The sequence below is a fragment of the Pseudomonas sp. B21-023 genome (assembly GCF_024749165.1).
Classification (GTDB): Bacteria; Pseudomonadota; Gammaproteobacteria; order Pseudomonadales; family Pseudomonadaceae; genus Aquipseudomonas.
Genome location: NZ_CP087190.1, coordinates 2,800,921 through 2,818,986, shown reverse-complemented (window position 1 = coordinate 2,818,986; position 18,066 = coordinate 2,800,921). Strand labels below are relative to the sequence as shown.

The 18,066-nt window shown below is 66.8% G+C and carries 16 protein-coding genes and 2 pseudogenes; 15 read left to right on the top strand and 3 right to left on the bottom strand.

The genetic code is table 11. The features are described from left to right. Window positions 1–4 precede the first annotated feature (4 nt). The 7 genes from LOY42_RS12715 (at window position 5) to LOY42_RS12685 (ending at window position 8,324) form a co-directional block, all read left to right on the top strand. Window positions 5–1,177 carry an isochorismate synthase MenF gene (locus tag LOY42_RS12715; RefSeq protein ID WP_258600925.1) on the top strand — a complete coding sequence of 391 codons (1,173 nt, stop codon included), beginning with the start codon at window positions 5–7 and terminating at the stop codon, window positions 1,175–1,177. A 26-nt stretch (window positions 1,178–1,203) separates the two neighbouring features. Beyond that, entirely contained in the window at window positions 1,204–2,805 is a 1,602-nt protein-coding gene (locus LOY42_RS12710) for a (2,3-dihydroxybenzoyl)adenylate synthase (protein WP_139671030.1), read from the top strand. 17 nt (window positions 2,806–2,822) lie between these two features. Beyond that, window positions 2,823–3,689 (top strand): isochorismatase, encoded by an 867-nt coding sequence (locus LOY42_RS12705; RefSeq protein ID WP_258600923.1) that lies wholly within the window; start codon window positions 2,823–2,825, stop codon window positions 3,687–3,689. Next, entirely contained in the window at window positions 3,689–4,438 is a 750-nt protein-coding gene (gene dhbA / locus LOY42_RS12700; protein WP_110703388.1) for a 2,3-dihydro-2,3-dihydroxybenzoate dehydrogenase, read from the top strand. Before LOY42_RS12705 ends, dhbA begins: the two co-directional genes overlap by 1 nt. Window positions 4,439–4,519: 81 nt before the next feature. Then, complete coding sequence (locus LOY42_RS12695; RefSeq protein WP_139671037.1) at window positions 4,520–5,815, top strand: histidine decarboxylase; 1,296 nt, start codon at window positions 4,520–4,522, stop codon at window positions 5,813–5,815. 438 nt (window positions 5,816–6,253) lie between these two features. Continuing rightward, the gene (locus LOY42_RS12690) at window positions 6,254–7,321 is read left to right on the top strand and encodes a GNAT family N-acetyltransferase (RefSeq protein WP_139671039.1); all 1,068 of its coding nucleotides are present in this window, start codon (window positions 6,254–6,256) and stop codon (window positions 7,319–7,321) included. 88 nt (window positions 7,322–7,409) lie between these two features. Further along, a complete protein-coding gene (locus tag LOY42_RS12685) occupies window positions 7,410–8,324 on the top strand; it encodes a fatty acid desaturase (RefSeq protein ID WP_256659301.1) in 915 nt (304 codons plus the stop codon). Window positions 8,325–8,379: 55 nt separating this feature from the next. Here LOY42_RS12685 and paaX read toward each other — a convergent pair whose 3' ends face one another. Both paaX and paaY read right to left on the bottom strand, forming a co-directional pair. Continuing rightward, on the bottom strand, window positions 8,380–9,303 hold the full coding sequence (gene paaX, locus LOY42_RS12680; RefSeq protein WP_139671043.1) for a phenylacetic acid degradation operon negative regulatory protein PaaX: 924 nt from the start codon (window positions 9,301–9,303) through the stop codon (window positions 8,380–8,382). Window positions 9,304–9,362: 59 nt separating this feature from the next. Next, a complete protein-coding gene (gene paaY, locus LOY42_RS12675) occupies window positions 9,363–9,962 on the bottom strand; it encodes a phenylacetic acid degradation protein PaaY (RefSeq protein ID WP_094009904.1) in 600 nt (199 codons plus the stop codon). A 341-nt stretch (window positions 9,963–10,303) separates the two neighbouring features. Here paaY and paaF point away from each other — a divergent pair, with 341 nt between their 5' ends. The 7 genes and pseudogenes from paaF to paaA form a co-directional block, all read left to right on the top strand. After that, window positions 10,304–11,077 (top strand): 2,3-dehydroadipyl-CoA hydratase PaaF, encoded by a 774-nt coding sequence (gene paaF / locus LOY42_RS12670; RefSeq protein WP_258600918.1) that lies wholly within the window; start codon window positions 10,304–10,306, stop codon window positions 11,075–11,077. Between the two features lie 31 nt (window positions 11,078–11,108). Further along, window positions 11,109–11,903, top strand: a complete 795-nt coding sequence (paaG, locus tag LOY42_RS12665) for a 2-(1,2-epoxy-1,2-dihydrophenyl)acetyl-CoA isomerase PaaG (RefSeq protein ID WP_102682036.1) — start codon at window positions 11,109–11,111, stop codon at window positions 11,901–11,903. A gap of 2 nt (window positions 11,904–11,905) precedes the next feature. Beyond that, the gene (gene paaH / locus LOY42_RS12660) at window positions 11,906–13,423 is read left to right on the top strand and encodes a 3-hydroxyacyl-CoA dehydrogenase PaaH (protein ID WP_139671047.1); all 1,518 of its coding nucleotides are present in this window, start codon (window positions 11,906–11,908) and stop codon (window positions 13,421–13,423) included. Beyond that, window positions 13,416–13,865 carry a hydroxyphenylacetyl-CoA thioesterase PaaI gene (gene paaI / locus LOY42_RS12655; RefSeq protein ID WP_258600915.1) on the top strand — a complete coding sequence of 150 codons (450 nt, stop codon included), beginning with the start codon at window positions 13,416–13,418 and terminating at the stop codon, window positions 13,863–13,865. The genes paaH and paaI overlap by 8 nt, the downstream gene beginning before the upstream one ends. Continuing rightward, complete coding sequence (gene pcaF / locus LOY42_RS12650) at window positions 13,858–15,078, top strand: 3-oxoadipyl-CoA thiolase (RefSeq protein WP_258600913.1); 1,221 nt, start codon at window positions 13,858–13,860, stop codon at window positions 15,076–15,078. Before paaI ends, pcaF begins: the two co-directional genes overlap by 8 nt. Window positions 15,079–15,172: 94 nt before the next feature. After that, window positions 15,173–16,492: a phenylacetate--CoA ligase PaaK gene (paaK, locus tag LOY42_RS12645; protein ID WP_258600905.1), complete on the top strand. Its 1,320-nt coding sequence runs from the start codon at window positions 15,173–15,175 to the stop codon at window positions 16,490–16,492. Between the two features lie 206 nt (window positions 16,493–16,698). Next, window positions 16,699–17,649 (top strand): annotated as a pseudogene (gene paaA / locus LOY42_RS12640) (1,2-phenylacetyl-CoA epoxidase subunit PaaA); the annotation flags it as partial. Here paaA and LOY42_RS26610 read toward each other — a convergent pair. After that, window positions 17,632–17,745: pseudogene (locus LOY42_RS26610) on the bottom strand (hypothetical protein); the annotation flags it as partial. The pseudogenes paaA and LOY42_RS26610 sit on opposite strands and share 18 nt — an antisense overlap. A 37-nt stretch (window positions 17,746–17,782) precedes the next feature. Between LOY42_RS26610 and paaB the strand changes: the two are divergent. Continuing rightward, complete coding sequence (paaB, locus tag LOY42_RS12635) at window positions 17,783–18,064, top strand: 1,2-phenylacetyl-CoA epoxidase subunit PaaB (protein ID WP_011533969.1); 282 nt, start codon at window positions 17,783–17,785, stop codon at window positions 18,062–18,064. Window positions 18,065–18,066 lie beyond the last annotated feature (2 nt).

Here is an 18,066-nt window from a genome sequence, read left to right as displayed (position 1 = left end):
ACCCATGAAGACAGGCACCCTGCGTTTGCAAGACAGGGACACCATGCCGCTCAACCAAGAGGATTCGAGCTTTTCATTCACATCCGGCGAGCGCGAGCTGAGCGTCAGCGGCCTGCGCGAACGCATCGACACCCCGGCTCACGGCAGCCATTTGGCCAGTGGCGCACTGCGGCGCAGCATCGACCAGGCCTTCGAACGCGCCCGCCAGGCCGGGCAGGAAAATCCCATCGTGGTCGGCGCGATCCCCTTCGACACCACCCAGGCTTCCAGCCTGTACGTTCCCGAGGCCTATACCTGGCAGGCGCGCACCGCGGCTCCTGTACAGACCGGCTCGCTGCCTGCTCTGCTCAGCCAGGCCAACATCCCCGACGAACACGGTTTCAAGCGCGCCGTGCGCCACGCCATCGTCAACTTCCAGCACAGCGATGTGCGCAAGGCCGTGCTCTCGGTACAGCGCGAACTGCACTTTGCCGCGCCCGTGGACACAGCCCAGGTGCAGGCCAACCTCAAGGCACTGAACCGCGAGGGCTACCACTTCCGCGTGCCCCTGGCCGACGGTTCCACCCTGCTGGGGGTGAGCCCGGAACTGCTGGTGCACAAGCAAGGCACCGCCTTCGTCAGCAACCCGCTGGCCGGCTCCGTGCGACGCATGGCCGACCCCGAGGCCGACCGCGCCAATGCGCAATGGCTGGCGGCGTCGGAGAAGGACCACTACGAACACCGCCTGGTCACCGAGGACATCGCCCAGCGCGTCGGCGAGTTGTGCAGCCGCCTGCAGGTCCCCGAGCGGCCCTCGCTGATCAGCACTGCGGCGCTGTGGCACCTGTCCACGCGTATCGAGGGTGAACTGGCCTCGGCCGATATCGACGCCCTGCAACTGGCCTGCCGCCTGCACCCGACCCCCGCCGTATGCGGTTACCCCACCGAGCGCGCCCGCCAGCTGATCCGCTTCGTCGAGCCCTTCGAGCGTGGCCTGTTCACCGGCATGGTCGGTTGGTGCGACGCCCAGGGCAACGGTGAGTGGGTGGTGACCATCCGCTGCGGCACCTTCAGCGGCCAGCGCGTGCGCCTGTTCGCCGGCGCCGGCATCGTCGAGGCCTCCAGCCCCGACAGCGAATGGAACGAAGTGCAGACCAAGCTCGGCACCATGCTGCGTGCCTGTGGCCTGGACCATTGACCTCAAACCGCCTTTCCGAGATGCCCATGACCATCGAATTCACCCCCTGGCCCACAGACCGGGCGCAACGCTATCGCACCGCCGGCCTGTGGAACGACCAGCCACTCAGCCAGTTGCTGATCGCCCGCGCCGCCGTGCAGCCGCAAGCCCCGGCGATCCTCTGCGGCGAACGCCGCATCAGCTATGGCGAACTGGACCGCCGCGCCTCCAACCTGGCGTCGCGCCTGGCCGCCCACGGCCTTGGCCAGGGCGACACGGCACTGGTGCAGTTGCCCAACGTCGCCGAGTTCTACATTGTGCTGTTCGCCCTGCTCAAGGCCGGAATCGCCCCGGTCAACGCGCTGTACAGCCACCGCCAGCACGAGCTGGGCGCTTTCGCCCGGCAGATCCAGCCGGCCTTGCTGATCGCTTCGGCGGAGCATGAGGTATTCCGCAACGAGGCGTTCCTCGACGACCTGGCCAAGGAAGGCCTGCGCCCGAAACTGACGCTGATGCTCGATGCCCTCGACGACTGGAGCGCCAGCGCCGATGTGCGCGGCACCCACTACACCCCAAGCGCCGCCGGCGAGGTGGCGCTGTTCCAGTTGTCCGGCGGCAGCACCGGCACCCCCAAGCTGATCCCGCGTACCCACAACGACTACGCCTACAGCGTGCGGGCCAGCGCGCAGATCTGCGCCCTCGACAGCGCCACGCGCTTCCTCTGCGCGCTGCCAGCGGCGCACAACTACACCCTCAGTTCCCCCGGTGGCCTGGGCGTGCTGCACGCTGGCGGCTGCATCGTCATGGCGGCCAACCCGGAGCCGTTGCACTGCTTCGCCCTGATCGAACGCCACGCCGTGACCATGGCCGCCCTGGTGCCCAGCGCCGTGGCCCTATGGCTGCAGGCCGCCCCCGGGCACGCCGCCAAGCTGCGCAGCCTGCGCCTGCTGCAGGTCGGCGGCGCCAGTTTCGCCGAGGCCTTGGCGCGCCAGGTTCCCGAGGTGCTGGGCTGCAAGCTGCAGCAGGTTTTCGGCATGGCCGAAGGCCTGGTCAACTACACCCGCCTGGACGACAGCGACGAACAGGTGTTCACCACCCAGGGCCGGCCGATCAGCGAACTGGACGAGGTGCGCATCCTCGACGAACAGGGCAGGCCGGTCGCTGACGGCGAGCCCGGCATGCTCGCCACCCGCGGCCCCTATACCTTCTGCGGCTACTACAAAAGCCCCGAGCACAACGCCCAGGTGTTCGACCAGGACGGTTTCTACCACTCCGGCGACATCGTCCAGCGCAGCGCCGACGGCAACCTGCGGGTCGTCGGGCGGGTCAAGGACCAGATCAACCGCGGCGGCGAGAAGGTCGCCTCGGAGGAGATCGAGAACCTGATCGTCATGCACCCCGACGTGACTCATGCCGCCCTGGTGGCGCTGCCCGACGAACTGCTCGGCGAGAAGAGCTGCGCGTTCATCGTCTCGCGCAACCCGCAACTCAAGCCGATCGCCCTGCGCCGCCACCTGATGGGCCTGGGCATCGCCGAATACAAGCTCCCGGACCGCATCCGGCTGATCGATGCCATGCCGCTGACCGCGGTGGGCAAGATCGACAAGAAGCAACTGCGCGCGCTGCTCGCCGTCGCCCCGACCGCCTGACCGTCCAAGGACCCGACATGACCATTCCAACCATCCACGACTACCCCATGCCGCAACCGGCCAGCTACCCGGCCAACAAGACCACCTGGCAACCCGATCCGACCCGCGCCGTGCTGCTGATCCACGACATGCAGCGCTATTTCCTGCGCTTCTACCAGCCGGACGGCGCCCTGCTCACCGCGCTGGTGGACAACCTGTCGCGGTTGATCCAGTGGGCTCGCGCGCAGGGCATCCCGGTGGTTTATACCGCCCAGCCCCATGAACAACCGCCGGAAGACCGCGCCCTGCTCAACGCCATGTGGGGCCCGGGCCTGCCGGCGGCGAACCCCGAGCAGCAACCGATCATCGACGCGCTTTCGCCACAGCCGGGCGATACCGTGCTGACCAAGTGGCGCTACAGCGCTTTCCAGCGCTCCGACCTGCTCGAACGCATGCGTGGCTGGCAGCGTGACCAGTTGCTGATCGGCGGCGTGTACGCCCATATCGGCTGCATGATCACCGCCGCCGATGCCTTCATGAACGATATCCAGGCCTTCCTGGTGGGCGACGCGGTGGCCGACTTTTCCGAGGAGGAGCACCGCCTGGCCCTGAAGTACGTGGCCACCCGCTGTGGCCATGTCACCGACACCGCCACCCTGCTGACCCAGCCGGCGGGCGTGACCACCCGCGACTGGCTGCACGGCCGGGTGCGCCAGATGATCGAGGACGACAGCGAGCTCGATCCCCAGGAAAGCCTGATCTTCTACGGCCTGGACTCGCTGCAGGTGATGAAGCTGGCGGCCGAGCTCAAGCAGCGCGGCATCGCCGTCAGCTTCGAGGAGTTGGCCAACGCGCCGACCCTGGACGGCTGGTGGTCGCTGGTACAAGCGCGGGGGGCTGCCTGATGGCCATGGCCCGCTTCACTGGACGGCGCGTGCTGGTCACCGGCGCCGCCAGCGGCATCGGCCGCTGCGTGGCGCAGCGCTTTGTCGAGGAAGGCGCCGAGGTCATCGGCCTGGATTGCGAGGAGGCCGACGTGCCGTTCCCGCTGCTGCATGTCGACCTGACCGATCCGGCCGACGTGCAACGGGTCTGCGACCGGCTCAAGGAACAGGCGCAGTATCTCGATGTGCTGGTCAACGTCGCCGGCGTACTGCGGCTCGGGCTCAGCGACGAGGTGTCCTGCGAGGACTGGCAGCGTTGCCTCGACGTCAACGCCAGCGCGCCGTTCTACCTGATGCGCCAATGGACCCCGGTGTTCCGCCGCCAGCGCCGCGGCGCCATCGTCAACGTCGCCTCCAACGCCGCCCATGTGCCGCGCCTGAACATGGCCGCCTACTGCGCCTCCAAGGCCGCGCTGGTCAGCCTCAGCCACTGCGTGGGCCTGGAGCTTGCGCCCTACGGCGTGCGCTGCAACGTGGTCTCGCCGGGCTCGACGCGCACGCCGATGCTGGCCGGCATGCTGGGCGATCCGGCGGCAGAACGGCAGTTGATCGACGGCCTGCCACAGCAATTCAAGCTCGGCGTGCCCCTGGGCAAGATCGCCACGCCCGAAGACATCGCCCATGTGGTGCTGTTCCTCGCGTCCGAGCAGGCCGGCCACGTGACCCTGCAGGACATCGTGGTCGACGGCGGCGCCACCCTGGCCGCCTGAGCCCGACACGACCACCGACAAGGACTTTCACCCGCAACGCGCCCGGCCCAGGTCGGCCGGGCGCGCTCCATGGAGCTGGACATGACATTCTCACCTGCCGACCACGCACGTCTCGAGGGGTTCTGGCGCTACTGCCTCACCCACCAGTACTTCAATGTCGGCTACCCCGAATCCGCCGATTTCGACTACAGCCTGCTGCACCGTTTCATGCGCTTCTCCATCAACAACTGCGGCGACTGGAACGAGTACAGCAACTACCTGCTCAACTCCTTCGATTTCGAGCGCGAGGTCATGCGCTTCTTCGCCGAACTGTTCCACATCCCCTTCGAGGACAGCTGGGGCTATGTCACCAATGGCGGCACCGAAGGCAACATGTTCGGCTGCTACCTGGCCCGCGAGCTATTCCCCGACGCCACGCTCTACTACTCCCAGGACACCCACTACTCGGTGGCCAAGATCGTCCGCCTGCTGCGCATCAAGGCCCAGGTGGTGGCGTCCCAGGCCAGTGGCGAGATGGACTATGACGACCTGGTCGCACGGATCACGGCCGACGGCGAGCACCACCCGATCATCTTCGCCAACATCGGCACCACCTTGCGCGGCGCCACTGACAACATCGCCACCATCCAGCAGCGTCTGGCCCGGGCCGGCATCCGCCGCGAAGACTACTACCTGCACGCCGACGCGGCACTCAGTGGCATGATCCTGCCCTTCGTCGACGCCCCCGAGCCTTACTCGTTCGCCGACGGCATCGACTCGATCTGTGTCTCGGGGCACAAGATGATCGGCTCGCCGATGCCCTGCGGCATCGTCGTGGCCCGGCGCGCCAACGTCGAGCGCATCTCGGTGGAGGTCGACTACATCAGCGCCCGCGACCAGACCATCAGCGGCTCGCGCAACGGCCATACGCCGCTGATGATGTGGGCCGCCCTGCGCAGCCGCTCCATGGACGACTGGCGGGAGCGCATCCAGCGCTGCCTGGACCTGGCCCAGCATGCGGTAGACCGGCTGCGGGCAGCCGGCATCGAGGCCTGGCGCAACCCTAACTCGATCACCGTGGTGTTCCCCTGCCCCTCGGCCAGCGTGTGGAAGCGGCATTGCCTGGCCACCTCGGGGGATACCGCGCACCTGATCACCACCGCCCACCACCGGGACAGCACGCAGATAGATGCCCTGGTCGACGAGGTGATCGCCGATCTCAAGGCCCGTGGCAAGCCGCCGGCCAGGCAACCGTTGCAAGGCGCCCTGGTCGACGGACTGGCCACTCGCACCCAGGTCTACAGCACTGCCGGCCAGCCACTGCGCGTGCCTGCACCGGGCCTGGGGAAACCTGAACCGCAACGCATCATCGCCCATCCCAAGGGCAGCGATAGCTGAACGCCGAGTCGTCATTTCGGGCGTAAGCATGTAAGCCTGTGCCTACAACACATGACCCTGGAACCTGGCGTGCCGAAAAACCGGGGGCGGGCTGATCCGCCCCTTGCCCGCCCCACACAGGCCACCGCGCAGGCGACCCTCCGTGCGCGTTTGACAGCCCATGGCATGGCTCTATAGTCGGTTTCCTGGCAACGAGAAGGATTTCTGTTTGCCTCGGACAAGAACCCCGCCATGTACAGGAGTTGCGTAATGGCCACGCTCACGGATGACGCTCCGTTCAAACCCGCCCTGCCTTGCCTTTTGCTTGCCCCCGCCAGCCCCGCCGTCAACCGACGACATCCTCGCCACTGACCGCAGCGCCAAAAACGACACGTACCCGTGACCTGCCCTGGGCGGTCACTGCCTTCGTTCGCCTTCAATAAAGACAATAGGTGCGTCATGACTGCGACCCGTTCACCGCAAACGGCCGTTGCGCCGTTGCCGGAAACCGAAACACTACGCTATCGCCCAGCCAACCCCGCCGATATCGAAGCCCTCGCCGCGCTGTTCCAGCAGGTCTATGGGCAGACCACCCACCCCTGCCAGAGCTCGTCCTACATCCGCTACTCGATGAGCAGCGGGCAACAGCAGTGGTTCGTCGCCGAGGCCGAGGGTAACCTGGTCGGCTGCTGCTGCATCGCCCGCCGCCCGTGGAACCAGTCGTGGGAGGTGTGCCACGGTGTGATTCACCCTGACGCGCGCAGGACCGGCGCCATCTCCAGCCTGGTCCGCCTCGGTTTCGAGACGCACCGGCCAGCACCCATGGAACTGGGCTTCTACATTACCCGCAACATCGCCAGCCACGGCGTCATGAAGAAGATCCGCCCCGCCGTGCTGGTGGGCCATGACGGTGGCCCGGACAAGGTCGATGGCCTGCGCGAGTATCACCTGACCGCCATCCACCCCGTCCCCCAGGCCCGCTTTGCGCACGTCGCCCCCTGGTACGTGACCACCCGCGCCGCCGACTATATCCGCAGGCTGCTCTACCCCGCCCTGCAGCTTGCCGTTGCCCCCGGCAGCTACCCGGACACCTACCTCAGCGGCCCGAGCGGCGCCGAACGCCATGGCCAGCTCAGCTACAGCCACGACCCGCAGGCCGCCGCGCTGATGCTGTCGGGCCAGTGCGGCCGCTATGCCTCGACCCACGCCGTGCTGACCGAGCTGGGCGCACTGCTGCGTCAATATTCCCAGGCCGAGTACGTCGGCCTGGTGATCCTGGCCGACAAGCTGGAGCTGTTGGCCAGCCTGCGCCGCCTGGGCTTTGCGATCACCGCCTACCTGCCGGCCTGGCACCTGGAGAACGGCAGCCGCTACGACTGCATCCAGCTGGTGTTCCAGGACTTCGCCGTGGCGCCGCGCAGCCACGGTTTCGATGATGACATCGCCCGCTTCGACCTGGCCTACGCGCACCTGGCCAACAACCTCTGCAGCCTACCCGCGGCCCCGGCTTCCCGGGCCGCCAGCTAACCGATCGGAGTTTCAGCAAGTGACCAAGGACCAATGGCTTAGTGTAAGAAAACAGATCCCCGACGGTGCCCGGGAACCCTGGACCGTGATGTTGTGGTTTGCCGACCTGCTGCTGCTGGCGGTGGCCTGGAACCTCTGGCTCGCCGACTCCACTGCCCTGCAGTTGCTGGGCCTGGCGCTGGCCGGTCTGGCCACCGTGCAGCTCTACCTGATCATGCACGAGGCGACCCACGGCGCCGCCTCGGCCAACCGCCGGTTCAACGACTTCATCGGCCACTGCAACGGCTGGCTGATTGCCCTGCCGTTCCTGGTCCGCCGGCGCTTCCACATGGCCCACCACACCTGGACCGCGCACCCGGTGAACGACCCGGAGAACCGCGGCATGATCGAGCGCTTCTCGGTGATGACCAAGAAGCAGGAGCGCACCCTGGAGTTCGTCTGGAAGCACTGGATCCCGATGATCGCCGCCAACCACTTCCTGCTCAACTGGCGCGCGCCCTTCATCGCCAAGGCCAAGGGCGACAGCTCGCCGCGGATCCTCAAGGAGATCCGCTTCGCCCGCCTGTACCTGGCCGGCTACCTGGCGGCGGCCGTGCTGGCCTGGAGCCTGGGGCACCTGCTGGACCTGGTGCTGTTCTACCTGATCAACTGGGTGTTCCTGTTCTTCATGGTCGAGCTGCTCAACCTGCCGCACCACGCCGAGGCCCCGCTGCTCGCCCGCGATGCCGATCGCCTGCAGTTCTGGGAGCAGGACGGCGTGTCCCACGACTGCAAGAGCCTGCCGCTGTGGTCGCGCTTCGTGATCCTCAACTTCAACCTGCACATCGTTCACCATGCCTTCCCCTCGGTGCCCTGGTACCGCCTGGCCAAGGTACAGAAGCTGCTGGGCGAGCATGAGCTCGGCCATGCGCCGTCGCAGACGCATGAATGGGAGTTCGCGGTGAAGAACCGACGCCGGCCGTTGTTGCAGCTGATGGGGCATTTCTTCGATCAGCGGGGTTGAAAGCGTCACCGTCCCTGTAGGCGCGGGCAAGGCCGCTCCTACAGGGCACAGCTTTTCAAGCAAGCCCACCAAAGCGTCGATAGTAACTCTCGTTGGCATCCGGCAACGGCCCATCCGCCGTTTCCAGCGCGCTGGCCAGATACTCCTCCGCCCTGCCCTGCACCAGCCGGTACAGGTTGCGGCACAGCTGCCGCGCCGCGCGCCCTTCCCAATCCCCCGGCAACAGCTCGTCCGGCAACTGCGGATCACGCAGCAGCAGGCGGCGGTACTCGTGGATCAGCAGCGTGCGCGCCAGGAAGCAGTCCTGCGGGCTTGGCGCGTCCAGGTCCTTCATCGCCTGCCACAACGGGCGGAACAGGCGGATGAACTCGCTGTAGTGCTGGCCCAGTTCCTCGATGTTCCAGCTTTCCCGCACCTGGGCGCGCAGGGCCTTGGAAGCCAGCACTTCCTGGGCGTGGGTCTCGAAGACGATGCAGTCGTCCTCGGCATCCTGCTCGCGCAGGGTGGCCGCCAGGTCGGCACGGTCGGTGCGCGGGCAGCCCAGCAGGTTCGCGCCCATGACGCCGAAGCCTTGCCACTCGAGCTCTTCACGCACCGCCTTGCGTTTGGTGGCGTCGAGCTGGGCCAGGAGCACCAGGGTCCAGGCGCCGTTCCAGGCCGGCAGGCTGGCGCTGTAGACGCGCTTGAAGGCTTTTTCGAAGCGCCGCCGGCCGGTGCCGGTAAGGCTGTAATAGCTGCGCCGGCCGACCTTTTCGGCGGTCAGCCAGCCTTCCTTGGTCAGGCGGAAGATCGAGGTGCGGATCAGCCGCTCGTTGATGCCCATCGGCTCCAGCAGGTTGATCAGGCTGCCCAGCCAGACCGTGCCGCCATGGGGTTCGATGGCATCGCCGTAGAGGGTGATGATCAGGGAGCTGGCGCGGATCGGCGTCTGCTCCTGGAAACGGGTGATCAGGTGATTCAGGGGGGCAAGGCTGCTCATGGGGGAACGAGGCGCGGCTAAAGCCTCGACTATACCTGCCTGCCGCGACCGCGCAAGGCTCATGCACCGCCCTCGGCCTTGGGCCTGAAGCCGGAGTCGCCCATGCGTGGGCGGTCCTGCTCCGGCGCGGTCAATGGCGGGCATTCCACCAGCGCGCTCAGGCAACGCCGGGCGAGGCTGTGGTACTCGGCGGTACCGCGCTGCTTCCAGGCCAGTTCCTGGTCGCTGAGCGGGCGCTTGGCCACGGCCGGCGCGCCGACCACCAGGTGTTGCTGCGGGCATTCGAAGCCGGCCTTGACGAAGGCCGTGGCGGCAACGATGCAGCGCGGGGCGATATGCGCGGCGTCCATGACCACCGCGTTCATGCCGACCAGGGCATCCTCGCCGATCCGGCAGCCATGCAGCACGGCGCCATGGCCGATATGGCCGTTGCGCTCGACCACCGTGTCGCCGCCGGGAAAACCGTGCATCACGCAGGTGTCCTGCAGGTTGGCGCCCTCCTCCAGGATGATTCGCCCGAAATCGCCGCGCAGCGAGGCCAAGGGGCCGATGTAGCAGTTTGCGCCGACCAGCACGTCGCCGATCAGCACGGCGCTTGGGTGTACGTAGGCGCTGGGGTGGACCACGGGGGTGAGGCCGTCGAGGCGGTAGCAGGGCATGGGTCTGGCTCTCGATATGATTCAGAAGACTTATCGATCCTGTATCAGATCAAATCACTTAGTCAATGCCTTGCTGGTGTATCGCTTTCTTCACCAAGCTTCAGACCTGTGAAGACTTCATCGTGGGGCAATCCCGCTCCCACCGAGTGATAGTAAGAGCGAGGCTGCGTGGGAGCGGGCTTGCCCCGTGACAGCGTAACTCGCTTCACATATAGATACGCAATTACAATTTCCATGTTGATTTTATGTATCGTATTGAACATATACTTGCCCCAGCACCACGAACAATTCCAAGAAAAGCCGGCCCCAGCCGGCGCCGAACGTGCAGCCCGAGGTATCCCATGCCAAGCAACCTCATCGTGCAGGCCCCAGCGGACGGTGTCCGCCTGATCGCCCTGCACCGCCCGCAGGCCCTGAACGCCCTGAACACAGCGCTGCTGGAAGAGCTGGCCGCAGAACTGCATGCCGCCGACCAGGACCCGCAGATCCGTGCCGTGGTCATTACCGGCAGCCGCAAGGCCTTCGCCGCCGGCGCCGATATCAACGAAATGGCCCAGCGCGACCTGGTCGGCATCCTCGAAGACCCGCGGGTGGCCCACTGGCAACGCATCACCGGCTTCGCCAAACCTCTGATCGCCGCCGTCAACGGCTTCGCCTTAGGCGGCGGCTGCGAACTGGTGATGTGCGCCGACATCGTTATCGCTGGCAGCGACGCCCGTTTCGGCCAGCCGGAAATCAACCTCGGCATCCTTCCCGGGGCTGGCGGCACCCAGCGCCTGCTGCGCGCCGTGGGCAAGCCGCTGGCCATGCAGATGGTCCTCGGCGGTGAGGCCATCGGCGCCCGCCATGCCCTGCAGGCCGGCCTGGTCAGTGAAGTCACCGAGCCCGAACTCACCGTCGAGCGCGCCCTGCAGGTGGCCGTCGCCATCGCCGCCAAGGCGCCGCTGGCGGTGCGCCTGGCCAAGGAGGCGCTGCTCAAGGCCCAGGACATGGACCTGGCGAGCGGCCTGCGCTTCGAGCGCCATGCCTTCACCCTGCTGGCCGGCACCGCCGACCGCAACGAAGGCATCCGCGCCTTCCAGGAAAAACGCCCGGCCCGATTCCAAGGGCTGTAAGCCTTCCACCGACTGACGGAGCGAGCCAGTCATGTCTTTCCAGCACATCCTGTTTTCCATCGGCGACGACGGCGTCGCCCTCCTCTCGCTCAACCGGCCCGAGCAGCTCAACAGCTTCAATACCGCGATGCACCTGGAGGTGCGCGAGGCCTTGAAGCAGGTACGCCACAGCGACCACGCCCGCGTGCTGCTGCTGACCGGCGAAGGCCGTGGCTTCTGCGCAGGCCAGGACCTGGCCGACCGCAATGTCGCGCCCGGCGCCGAGCTGCCTGACCTCGGCCAATCCATCGAACAGTTCTACAACCCGCTGGTGCGCAGCCTGCGCGACCTGCCGCTGCCGGTGATCTGCGCGGTCAACGGCGTGGCCGCCGGTGCCGGGGCCAACCTGCCACTGGCCTGCGACCTGGTGCTGGCGGCACGCTCGGCGAGCTTCATTCAGGCGTTCTGCAAGATTGGCCTGGTGCCGGATTCCGGCGGCACCTGGTTGCTGCCCAGACTGGTCGGCATGGCCCGGGCCAAGGCGCTGGCCCTGCTGGGCGAGCGCCTGAGCGCCGAGCAGGCCGAGCAATGGGGGCTGATCCACCGGGTGGTGGACGATGCCGCGCTGCGCGACGAAGCACTCGGCCTGGCCCGTCACCTGGCAGCCCAGCCCACCTACGGCCTGGCCTTGATCAAGCGTGCCCTCAACCAGAGTTTCGACAACCGCTTCGATGAACAGCTGGAACTGGAGCGCGACCTCCAGCGCCTGGCCGGGCGCAGCGAGGATTACCGCGAGGGCGTCAGCGCCTTCATGAACAAACGCACACCTGTGTTCAAGGGGCGCTGACCATGGCCGCACTCGACAACGACGCCCTGGTGGCAGTAATCGGTGCAGGCGCCATGGGTGCCGGCATCGCCCAGGTGGCGGCCCAGGCCGGTCATCCCGTGCGTCTCTACGATACGCGCCCCGGCGCAGCCGAGCAGGCGATCGAAGGCATCGATCGCCTGCTCGGCCGGCAGGTGGAAAAAGGCAAGCTTGCGCCTGACAGCCGCAGCGCAATCCGCGACCGGCTGCAACCGGTGGACAGCCTCGACGCCCTGGCCAAGGCCCATCTGGTGATCGAAGCCATCGTCGAACAACTGCCAGTCAAACAGGACCTGCTGCGTCGGCTTGAAGCCCTGTGCGCCACGGACTGCATCCTGGCCAGCAACACTTCTTCGCTGTCGATCACCAGCCTCGCCGCCGGGCTCAAGCACCCGGAGCGGGTCATTGGCATGCACTTCTTCAACCCGGCGCCCTTGATGGCGCTGGTGGAGATCGTCTCCGGGCTGGCCACTGCGCCGAGCCTGGCGGCCACGCTTTACGACACCGCCCGTGCCTGGGGCAAGCAACCGGTGCATGCCCGTTCGACGCCGGGCTTTATCGTCAACCGCGTGGCCCGGCCCTTCTATGCCGAAAGCCTGCGCCTGCTGCAGGAGGGCGCCGCCGACTGCGCCACCCTCGATGCCGTGCTGCGCGACGCCGGGGGGTTTCGCATGGGCGCCTTTGAACTGACCGACCTGATCGGTCATGACGTCAACTACGCGGTGACCTGCTCGGTGTTCGAAGCCTTCTATGGCGATTTCCGCTTCCAGCCGTCGCTGGTGCAGAAAGAGCTGGTCGACGCCGGGCGCCTCGGGCGCAAGACCGGCCAGGGCTTTTATAGCTACGCCGAGGGTGCCGAACGGCTACAGCCCGCGACATTGACCAGCCAGACGCCTGTAGAGCGCTGCACGGTTGAAGGCGACCTGGGTGCCCTGCAGCCCCTGGTCGAGCGCTTGCGCGCCAACGGTATCGCCGTCACCGAACGCGCCGGCATCGGCCTGCTCCGTGTGGGAGATGCCACCCTGGCGCTGTCCGATGGCCGACTGGCCAGCCAGCGCGCCCGCGAGGACGGCTTGCGCAACCTGGTGCTGCTGGACCTGGCCCTGGACTACGCCAGCGCCACGCGCCTGGCCATCAGCCACGGTGCCGAATGCAGCGCCGAGGCCCTGGACCAGGCCGTCGCCCTGCTTGCCCGGGCTGGCCTGAGCGCCTGCCCGGTCGCCGACCTGCCCGGCCTGGTGGTGCTGCGCACCGTGGCCATGCTCGCCAACGAAGCCGCCGACGCCGTACTGCAAGGAGTAGGCACTCCCGGTGACATCGACCTGGCCATGCGCGCCGGGGTCAACTACCCGCGCGGGCCGCTGGCCTGGGCCGACGACCTGGGCATCGGCTACACCCTGAACGTGCTCGACAACCTGCAACGCAGCTACGGCGAGGAACGTTACCGACCGTCCCTGTTGCTGCGCCGCACCCACGCCGAAGGAGGTCGCCTGCATGGCTGATCAATCCGCACACACTTTGGCCCGCGCCTGCGTCGAGGCCATGTTCGGCCGTGACGCCGCCAGCCAGGGCCTGGGCATCGAGCTGCTCGAAGCCGGCCCCGGCAGCGCCCGCCTGGGCATGACCGTGCGCGCCGACATGATCCAGGGCCACGGCACCTGCCATGGCGGCTACCTGTTCGCCCTGGCCGATTCGGCCTTCGCCTTCGCCTGCAACAGCTACGATGAAGCAGCCGTGGCCCTGGGTTGCAGCATCGACTATGTGGCCCCGGCGCGGCTCGGCGACCGCCTGCAGGCCAGCGCCAGCGAACAAAGCCGCAAAGGCCGCACCGGCAACTACGACGTGCGCATCAAGAACCAGCAGGGCGAACTGATCGCCCTGTTCCACGGCAAATCCTACAAAGTGCGCGGCACCGTGCTGTCGCCGGAGACTTCAAATGACTGACGCCAGCCTGCCCCACGCGCTGATCATCGATGCCGTGCGCACCCCCATCGGCCGCTACGGCGGCGCCCTGTCGAGCGTGCGCCCCGACGATCTCGCCGCGGTGCCGATCAAGGCGCTGATGGCGCGCCATCCCGGACTCGACTGGGCGGCACTGGACGATGTGATCCTCGGTTGCGCCAACCAGGCCGGCGAAGACAACCGCAACGTCGCGCGCATGGCCGGCCTGCTGGCCGGGCTGCCGATCGAGGTGCCCGGCACCACGATCAACCGCCTGTGCGGCTCGGGCCTGGACGCCATCGGCAATGCTGCCCGCGCCCTGCGCTGCGGCGAAGCCGGGTTGATGCTGGCCGGCGGCGTCGAGTCGATGTCGCGGGCACCCTTCGTCATGGGCAAGTCGGAACAGGCCTTTGGCCGCAGCGCGCAGCTGTTCGACACCACCATCGGCTGGCGCTTCGTCAACCCGTCGATGCAGGCGCAATACGGCATCGATTCGATGCCCGAAACCGCCGAGAACGTCGCCGAGCGCTTCAACATCGCCCGCGAAGACCAGGATGCCTTTGCCCTGCGCAGCCAGCTCAAGGCCGCCGCCGCCCAGGCCAATGGCCGCCTGGCCCGAGAGATCGTCGCGGTGGAGATCGCGCAGCGCAAAGGCCCGCCCAAGCGTATCGAGCAGGACGAGCACCCGCGGGGCGACACCACCCTGGAACAACTGGCGCGCCTGGGCACGCCGTTCCGTGAGGGCGGCAGCGTCACCGCCGGCAATGCCTCGGGCGTCAATGACGGCGCCTGCGCCCTGCTGCTGGCCAGCCCACAGGCCGCGCAACGCCACGGCCTCAAGGCCCGTGGCCGGGTGCTTGGCCTTGCGGTGGCGGGCGTCGAGCCACGCCTCATGGGTATCGGCCCGGTGTCGGCGACTCACAAGGTACTGGAGCTGACCGGCCTGGCGCTGGGCGACATGGACGTGATCGAGCTCAACGAAGCCTTTGCCGCCCAGGGCCTGGCCGTGCTGCGCGAGCTGGGCCTGGCCGACGACGATCCGCGGGTCAATCCCAACGGCGGCGCCATCGCCCTGGGCCACCCGCTGGGCATGAGCGGCGCACGCCTGGTCACCACCGCCCTGCACCAGCTGGAGCTGACCGGCGGCCGTTACGCCCTGTGCACCATGTGCATCGGCGTCGGCCAGGGCATCGCCCTGGTGATCGAACGCCTCTGATCAGCCGCCAGAGACGCCAAGCGACGCGGGCAGTATGCTGCCTGCCATGACACTCAGGGCCCCGGCCCACGACAAGAACAACTCGAGTGAAACCATGAATCTCTACCACGATGCCGACCGCGCCCTGCTCGACCCGATGGAAACCGCCAGCCTCGACGCACTGCGCCAGCACCAGCTGGAGCGCCTGCGCTGGAGCCTGAACCACGCCTACGCCAATGTGCCGCTGTACCGCCAGCGCTTCGACGCCTGCGGCGCCCATCCCGACGACCTGAAATCGCTGGAGGACCTGGCCCGCTTCCCCTTCACCGGCAAGAACGACCTGCGCGACAACTACCCCTATGGCATGTTCGCCGTGCCCCAGGATCAAGTGGTGCGCCTGCACGCCTCCAGCGGCACCACCGGCAAGCCGACGGTGGTCGGCTACACCCAGAACGACATCGACACCTGGGCCAACGTGGTGGCGCGCTCGATTCGCGCCGCCGGCGGGCGCCGCGGCGACAAGGTGCATGTCTCCTACGGCTACGGCCTGTTCACCGGCGGCCTGGGCGCGCACTACGGCGCCGAGCGCCTGGGCTGCACGGTGATCCCCATGTCCGGCGGCCAGACCGAGAAACAGGTGCAGCTGATCCGCGACTTCCAGCCGGACATCATCATGGTTACCCCCTCGTACATGCTCAACCTCGCCGACGAGATCGAGCGCCAGGGCATCGACCCGCACGACCTCAAGCTGCGCCTGGGCATCTTCGGCGCCGAACCCTGGACCGATGAACTGCGCCGCGCCATCGAGCAGCGCCTGGGCATCGACGCCCTGGACATCTACGGGCTGTCGGAAATCATGGGCCCGGGCGTGGCCATGGAGTGCATCCAGACCAAGGACGGCCCGACCATCTGGGAAGACCATTTCTACCCCGAGATCATCGACCCGGTCACAGGCCAGGTGCTGCCGGATGGCCAGCTCGGCGAGCTGGTGTTCACCTCGCTGAGCAAGGAGGCGTTGCCGATGGTGCGCTACCGCACCCGCGACCTCACCCGCCTGCTGCCGGGCACGGCGCGGCCGATGCGGCGCATCGGCAAGATCACCGGGCGCAGCGACGACATGCTGATCATCCGCGGGGTCAATGTGTTCCCGACGCAGATCGAGGAGCAGGTACTCAAGATAAAACAGCTTTCCGAGCTGTATGAGATTCACCTGTATCGTAATGGCAATCTCGACAGCGTCGAGGTGCACGTTGAACTGCGCAGCGACAGCCAGTACCTCGACGAGGGCCAGCGCAAGCAGGTGGTGGGTGAACTGGCGAAGCAGATCAAGACCTACATCGGCATCAGCACGCAGATCCAGCTGCAGCCGTGCGGCACGCTGAAACGTTCAGAGGGCAAGGCCTGTCACGTGTATGACAAGCGGCTGGCCAGCTGACTCATCGGCATTCCGTTCAGCCCCGGCCTGATCCGGGGCTTTTTTTGCCTTGAGAAAGCTGGGGGCGCCTACGCCCCTTTCGCCGGCAAGCCGGCTCCCACAGCGATCGCGCAATTCCTTAGGTCTGTGCTGCACCGGAGCTGGCTTGCCAGCGATTGGCCGCAAAGCGATACACAAATCTTATTTGATACATCAAATACTGTTTGATGTTGTGTTTTGTATCGCTTATAAATGACCCACGCCCCAAGCAGCCCATCAGCGGGAGCCCGACCATGTACGCACAGCTCGTAGAAACCGGCGTCAAACGCCTGAAGACCCTGGAAGAGATGTCGCCCGAAGAGCGCGCCTTCCAGGAGAAGATCGACGCCGAGATCAAGATCGAAGCCAAGAACTGGATGCCCGAGGCCTACCGCCAGACGCTCATCCGCCAGATTTCCCAGCACGCCCATTCCGAGATCGTCGGCATGCTCCCGGAAGGCAACTGGGTCACTCGCGCCCCTTCGCTCAAGCGCAAGCTGCAGTTGATGGCCAAGATCCAGGATGAGGCCGGCCACGGCCTGTACCTGTACAGCGCCATGGAAACCCTTGGCGCCGACCGCGACGAAGAGATCGCCAAGCTGCACAGCGGCAAGGCCAAGTATTCGAGCATCTTCAACTACCCGACCCTGAGCTGGGCCGACATGGGCGCGGTAGGCTGGCTGGTGGACGGCGCGGCGATCGTCAACCAGGTGGTGCTGCAGCGCACCTCCTACGGCCCCTACTCCCGCGCCATGGTGCGCATCTGCAAGGAAGAAAGCTTCCACCAGCGCCAGGGCTATGAACTGCTGCTGACCATGATGCGCCACGGCACCCAGGCACAGAAGGACATGGTCCAGGACGCCATCGACCGCCTGTGGTGGCCGGCGCTGATGATGTTCGGCCCCAGCGACGAACACTCGCCCAACAGCGCCCAGTCCATGGCCTGGAAGATCAAGCGTCAGAGCAACGACGAACTGCGCCAGCGCTTCATCGACCAGACCGTGCCGCAGCTGGAACTGCTCGGCTGCACCGCTCCCGACCCTGAGCTCAAGTGGAACGCCGAGCGTGGCCATTACGACTTCGGCCAGATCCAGTGGGATGAGTTCTACGAGGTGCTCAAGGGCAACGGCCCCTGCAACCAGGAGCGCGTCGCCACCCGCCGCAAGGCCATCGAAGACGGTGCCTGGGTACGCGAGGCCGCCGTGGCCTATGCGCGCAAGCAACAGAACAAGAATGCCGCCTGAAGCGGCGAATGATGCGGAGATACCCCTGATGTCTGTCTGGACCCTGTTCGAAGTCTTCGTGCGCAGCAAGCACGGCCTGAACCACAAGCATGTGGGCAGCGTGCACGCCGCCGACGCCGCCATGGCCATCGAGAACGCCCGCGAGCTGTACACCCGCCGCAGCGAAGGCGTGAGCCTGTGGGTGGTGCCCTCGGCGCTGATCACCGCCTCTTCTCCCGACGAGAAGGACCCACTGTTCGCCCCGGCGGACGACAAGGTCTACCGCCATGCCAGCTTCTACGAGCTGCCCGCCGAAGTCGGACACATGTGAGG